Source organism: Sulfitobacter sabulilitoris, from assembly GCF_005887615.1.
Classification (GTDB): domain Bacteria; phylum Pseudomonadota; class Alphaproteobacteria; order Rhodobacterales; family Rhodobacteraceae; genus Sulfitobacter_E; species Sulfitobacter_E sabulilitoris.
This window is the reverse complement of record NZ_VANS01000015.1, coordinates 1-5,961: the sequence shown is the minus strand read 5'-3', so window position 1 is coordinate 5,961 and position 5,961 is coordinate 1. Positions and strand designations below refer to the sequence as shown.

Below are 5,961 nucleotides of genomic sequence, written 5' to 3'. Positions count from 1 at the left end.
GAGGACATCACGGTATGTTCGATGCGAGTGCCAACACGACATGAGATTTGGGAAACAACAAAGGGTTCACCCGGAAGAGCCTGGGCCAAGGCAAAAGATCTGACGCCGACCCTGGAAGACATAAAATCAATAGAAGTCCCTGATATAGATTGGACAGGTTTCCTCGTTGGAACTCAAACGTCATTAAGTGGTTTTTGGGACTGGGCTTCAGAGGGTACGTCTGATGCGGCAAGTCGGGCGATGGACGGGATAATGTGGTGGAGCGACGGTGAAGAGCTCGAATAAAAAAACAAAGTGAGGCACCCCCGGCCAGCGTGAGCCAGCCGAGGGTTTTCTAGGGGTAGCGCCGATTGACGACGTAGTCAGCCAGCCACTGCCAGTATCGATCAGCGTTGGTGTAGCCCTGAGCCTGAGCAGCGACATCTTCCGCCTCTGACCGGGTCAGCCGTCCGTCGAACTGAACGATAGCAGCCCGCTCCTCGAACTCTTCGATGTTGGGAGGAACCATCATGTCGGCAACCGAATCTGATCGACGATCGACCGCTTCTGGTCGTCTGAGATACCGGCAGAGTAGATGCCATAGGTTATCCCGTTCTCTGACCGAGCGGATTGATGCCCGACCAGTGATGCCGTCCAATGTTCAGGGACACCTGTTCGCTCGCACTGGGTGATGAACCACTTACGGGTGGAGTGAAACACCAGCCCTGGACGAGCCAGTTCCAACCGACGGCGCAACACCGCGAACTGCTTGGTCACGAGGTTGACTGTTAACTCGGGGAACAGTGGGCCGGTGGACGGTAGCGCACGAAACAGATCGTCCAGAACAGGATGCACCGGCACCAGCCGCTCCGCCGCGTCGGTCTTCAATAGTCTCAGAGTGTTTGGCCGCACATGAACGAACGTCCCGAGGTTTCCCTTGGACACGAGGTCTTCTCGCAGCAACCCCACGGCTTCCCCTGATCGCATTCCCGTCAGTAGACAGGTCAGCAGGATCGTCTGCAGCAGGTCGTCCCGTGCCGACAGCAGAGACGTCACCTCGCCGTCAGTCAAGACAGCGTAGGGTTGAGGTCGCACCTTCTGATCGAACGGTACTGTGCGGAAGGGGTTCTGCCCCAGATGCCCCTCGTAGACCAGCCAGTCCAGGAAGTGATTGACCTGTGACCAGATCCGCTTCTGTGTCCGAACTGTTATCCGCGCTGACCCACGCGCCGAGAAGGCAACAAGCCGGTCAAGGCTCAGCCCTCGGGTCGCCTCCGACTTGCCGATCATCGGTGATAACTGGCAAATCAACGTCAGGAATTGACGACCGTCAGCCCGGGTTAAGCTGCAGACCGAGCGATCCCCGTACTTTGAGACGAACAGCCCAACAGAATATCGAACGGACTTGAACCCACCGGGCCGCAGCTCGTTACTTCGCCGTCCCAGATAGGCCTTGCTGACCTCCCTGACCGGGGTCTTCTTGGGGGGCTTGATGCGGCTGAACTCCGACCGTCCCGCAACTGCTCCAGACTGCTCCAGAGTGGCCCGTAGCCGGTCAAGTATCGTCTCCGGTGCTTCGGCCCATTGGCTGGTTGAGGCGGTGCTAAGGAGCTCCTCAGAGCGCCCCCTGACCTGCGCCACCATCGTCTCATACCGACCATTGGTCTCTGCCGCTCTGACCCGGGCGGTGCTGGCGTCTCCTGTCTTCAGCGATTGCTTCATTGCCTGTTGACCAAGAACCATCGCCACGTCCTTGGGGTAGTTGCGCCGATAGAGCCACGTATGACCCTTCAAGTACGCATACTTGATCTGAGCAGACATACGTCTCCTCCTTCTGTCTTGCTTGTTGGGAAAGGGCCTTAGGCCTCGTGGACCCTGACGATCAGGTCGAGCGGCGGTTCGCCGTATTCGCCTGCCAGTGGTCCGGTGAGAGCGTGGCCGGTAATGCAGTCGTCGTGAACTTCGGAGACGCGGAACAGATGCTCCGGGACGTCGTCAAAGGCGTGGATGACTACGACTGTGCCTTCTTTGAGGTCTGGTGCCATCGCTCAGCCGAACCAAGCGGCGAGGACAAAGACGAAGAACAGGATGAGGATGTCATCGCTCCAGGACATCTTCTTTTTAGGGGTCTTCGGGGAGCTAAAGATAAGTTTAAGTAACTGGGAAAGCATGAGAAACCTCCATCGATTGCTATCGATTTAGATACGGAGGTTTGCTCAGTTTTGGGGTGGAGATGCGGGGCGTGGTCATCTGATCGAAGCCCAATAGACCAATGGAATTTGAACTTGAGATCAACATCCCCGGCCCATTAGCGGACATTCGAAGCGCCAAAACGCCACCATCCGATTTCTCGGAACTGGACTTTCATTATACGTACAGCGCTCTGGCAGTCACCCAGTCTTCCTGAAAGCTCGTGGGTTGCGGAGCCAAGTATCCCAAGCTCTTGATTCGTTAACGCCCTTGTTTATCCAAATTTCCTTCGTCGGGCTCCTTATGCGTGGCGCTTCATCAATGTAAGGATAGATTCCCAAATATTCTTGGCCCGTAAAGCTCTCGCCATTCTTGGTTACGGGTAAAATGGCTATGGCACCGCTGAAACCATCGAAATAACCCAGCTCCCAAGGCATCCATTTCGATGATTTTGAATTTTCGCTATGTACATAAATTAACGAACTGCACTGGTGCATCCGGTTTCGTATAGCTTCGGCTGTTGCCGCTGTAACATGGCGTCGATTAAGTTGAGGGTCTTCCAGCCAGTCGACGTAGACGGTCTTGCCATAGTCTTCGAGGATTCCCTTTACACCAAGTATGATTTGCGCGTCAGACGTCGAGTGGCTGAGGAAGATGTCAAAGCTAGACATCTTGTTCGCAGATGCAACTTCTTCTTTAAGGACGGTCGTTGCGTCTCTGAAGCCTCCAGTCTTGCTGCGCGCTCGTTGTCGCATCTGGCTCTCGGTGAATGTAGTCATTAACTTTCCCTAGCCGCGTAGTCTTTATTACTCACTTGGCATCTACCATTGTTTTCAACGGAAGCGCCAAACCGAAATAGCCCGAGTGCAAGTCTATTATCACTAGAAGAGCGGTCGAATTGAATGCCATTCATACTACCGAAATCGATCTTATTCATCAGCAAGCGCCTTGATCGCATTTATGATAGGCTGCAATAAGGTACGGAGATCATCGACAGGTGTATGAAGGGTTCTGAGGGACTCGACGAGCGTCGGAGAGAAATTATCCGTATCTGAAAGCATTTCCGACGACAAATCCGCCGCCATCGAACCAGTGGCGCCCACTGGCAAGGTTACCAAGCCCTGAGCGGTCGCGATCTCAAACTCCTTTCGTACGCCATCTGCTGGTACGATCTCGCCCCCTACTTCCTTATTTCCAAGGAAAAACACAGCAATTCCCGGCAAGGATAGAAGTTCTTCTCGATATCGCTCCCAGATGACCGCGCGTTCTTTGGGGTCGGCGATATCGCGTGGAAAAGGGCGTACTTGGAGGAAGTTATCCAGCTTCATGTTTCGATTAGCATAGGCTTTTTCAATCGCACCGCTGATCAGGGAATTGCCCACGCCGAGCCCAAAGCCACTAACGATCTGAAACTGGTTGTCGATCAAAATTGCGCCTAGGTCACGGAAGAAACCATTTACTGCGGTTTCGCCCCAAGGATCAAAGGTGCTGGCGCTTCCTGATACAAAAACCAATCGCCGCCTGTAGTGTTTCTCAATAGTGAGCAGTACCTCAGTGATCTGCTCGAAATCGTCTATCTCCAATGCAGTTACATTGTAGCGCTTAAGGTCGGCCACGAAATGACGGTGCCGCACCTTGGCATAGGCGTGGTCCTCGTCAGAATCAAACGTGCTACGTTGGGGAACCCTCATCAGACAGAAATGCTCACGTTGCGCACTTTGATATCGCAGCCGGAGTTGGGACAGGATCTGGTCTAAATTGGGATCTGTGAAGCTGAAGCCGATAAATAGGAAAGTCTTGCCAGTTAGGTCGCCCACCAAAGCATTCACAAAGCCCATGTGTCTCTGCCCATAGGATTCATAGTCGTCGCGAGTGAGCACCGCCTCCTGAGGATGCTCGGCGTCGCCATGCATTTTGTAGACGACAGCGTCGCGTTTAGGCTTTGCTGTCGGCAATTGGCCGTCTGTGTGCTTCACGTCGGCACTCTTGCGCGCTTGCTCGAGAGCCTTTTCAATCAGCTTGTCGTAGTTGGTGGTCCAGAATGTTTTGATGGGTAGTCGCGCCAGTATTTCGTGGTTTACAGACGGACTGGTCAGGCTCGGAAATGCCGAGATAAGGGCGTCGTTCAAGTGTGCGCGGTTCCCCATCTTATGGTTAAGGGAGAATTGTGCGAAGCGCACGAGATGCTCGCTCTCCCGCTCGATGTCCAGTTCGAGCTCATCGGCGAACGGTGCAAGAAGAGATTGCCAATCTACGTAACCTGCCGAAGCAGAAAGGCCAGCGCCTGCAAAAACCGCTACCGTTCCATCGGCCATGTCTCGGGCATATTTCCTACAGAAGGCGCTCACTGCAGCTGAAAGTGGCATTCCATTTCCTTATTAAAAAAATGTCAGAAAGTTTCGGTGAACTTTTCGACCGGATCAAACTCCCGAAACTTACATCCCTTAGGATTTGGGAGGCGATATACTCGAGCAAATATTATTCAGAGCGCACCGGTATATTGCTTGCGAATCCGAATAGCTTCTTCGATCCAACCCCCAATATGCTTTGAAATGGAGTCATAGGCTTCTTGGCTTGTGCTACCACCTGGAATCCAAAGCTTCGGTATCCCTGCAAGGCTATACCCGTTCACGGTAATATTAGAAAATGGAGTTGAGCCTCTTTGACTTTGTGTTCCATCGCTGTGTTTTAGCTTATTAACATGGATACCGACCACACCGCGCCCATCTTCCCATGCCTTCTTAATTTCGTAGTTAATCCACTTCCTGCCCGCCGTGCTTGATCCGTTTAGAACGACCAAGCAGGACTTTCCCTTCATATTGGAAGTGATCCAATCACGAACAGCCTGGTCGCTCGTACGCTTCAGCTCTTCCCATTTATTTGCAGTTGCAAGGGTTTGCCCGTCAAGAGACCCCATATTTCGAACGGTCTGCGTCCGCCAGTAATCATTGTCGAAGTGAAAAGAAAAAAAGACTTTTCTAGCCATTAATCTGCGCTCCTATTGCCAAGTCGTTTCAAACTACCTGTTTTGCTTAAATAGTGAAACATCAATTTCCCGAACAGATAAGGATATCCTGCTCGTACCGCAGCCATACCGTGGTTTAGCTCGTTTCGAGTTTTTTTTGTCGGTCTAGTCAGCGATTAAGGCATTCCATCAAGGAACACCCTTTGCGACCAATGCAAACTATCTCGCACACATCTCCTCAAGAGACAAAGCCACATTACCTATCTGGCCTTGTCTCTGTCCAACTCCTGATCGGAGTCCGCTTACTGCACATCGCGTGATTTTGGAGCACCTGCAGCGAATTCACACTCTCCGCCCCTATTCACCGACCCCCAACCACCAGCCACCATTCCGCCCCAGTAACTGCCCCAGGTTCGGCCACGGGTGGGAAAAATCGAGTCCGATCAACGGGGCGCAAGGCTTCCTACCATCCCAGCCACCACCACCGTCAGCAWMGAASYAAGCACCCGGGACACCCCCGTCGCCGGRAATGCCCCACGTTTATGCCCCGGCACCCTGTTCGGCTGGCGCGGGTCGCCTAAACACCGGTCGCGGAAGGTTGCATAGCCACCTACCTCAACATCGACCAGTCAACACCGTTGGCGCGGCGATCAATCTCGTCATGCAGGGTGCCACGCCGCTCCCCGATGTCGAGATGCTGCGGGTTGATACAGCGCCGGTTATGACACCGATGGCGACGAAACGAGTGAGGCGGCTTCAGTGGTGCTCAAAACCAACTTTGGGAAAATCATGAACCCGAGTAGCCTCTCCCCTAGGAGAAGCCCGTT

Annotated in this window: 7 protein-coding genes; 1 reads left to right on the top strand and 6 read right to left on the bottom strand. The window is 53.4% G+C overall.

Annotated features, from left to right (window positions below; genetic code table 11):
* Positions 1-285, top strand: a 285-nt coding sequence (locus tag FDT80_RS19020) for a hypothetical protein (protein ID WP_212733866.1), incomplete at its 5' end; no start/stop codon positions are given.
* 49 nt (positions 286-334) lie between these two features.
* Here FDT80_RS19020 and FDT80_RS18970 read toward each other — a convergent pair.
* From FDT80_RS18970 to FDT80_RS18735, 6 genes are all read right to left on the bottom strand, one after another.
* Positions 335-511 (bottom strand): hypothetical protein, encoded by a 177-nt coding sequence (locus FDT80_RS18970; protein WP_170311944.1) that lies wholly within the window; start codon positions 509-511, stop codon positions 335-337.
* Complete coding sequence (locus FDT80_RS18755; RefSeq protein ID WP_138663858.1) at positions 508-1,800, bottom strand: DUF6538 domain-containing protein; 1,293 nt, start codon at positions 1,798-1,800, stop codon at positions 508-510. Before FDT80_RS18755 ends, FDT80_RS18970 begins: the two co-directional genes overlap by 4 nt.
* Positions 1,801-1,838: 38 nt before the next feature.
* Complete coding sequence (locus tag FDT80_RS19015; RefSeq protein ID WP_138663857.1) at positions 1,839-2,024, bottom strand: hypothetical protein; 186 nt, start codon at positions 2,022-2,024, stop codon at positions 1,839-1,841.
* Between the two features lie 345 nt (positions 2,025-2,369).
* Complete coding sequence (locus tag FDT80_RS18745) at positions 2,370-2,948, bottom strand: toll/interleukin-1 receptor domain-containing protein (protein ID WP_138663856.1); 579 nt, start codon at positions 2,946-2,948, stop codon at positions 2,370-2,372.
* Positions 2,949-3,098: 150 nt separating this feature from the next.
* Positions 3,099-4,535 (bottom strand): SIR2 family protein, encoded by a 1,437-nt coding sequence (locus FDT80_RS18740; RefSeq protein WP_138663855.1) that lies wholly within the window; start codon positions 4,533-4,535, stop codon positions 3,099-3,101.
* Positions 4,536-4,651: 116 nt separating this feature from the next.
* Positions 4,652-5,155: a TIR domain-containing protein gene (locus FDT80_RS18735; protein WP_138663854.1), complete on the bottom strand. Its 504-nt coding sequence runs from the start codon at positions 5,153-5,155 to the stop codon at positions 4,652-4,654.
* Positions 5,156-5,961 lie beyond the last annotated feature (806 nt).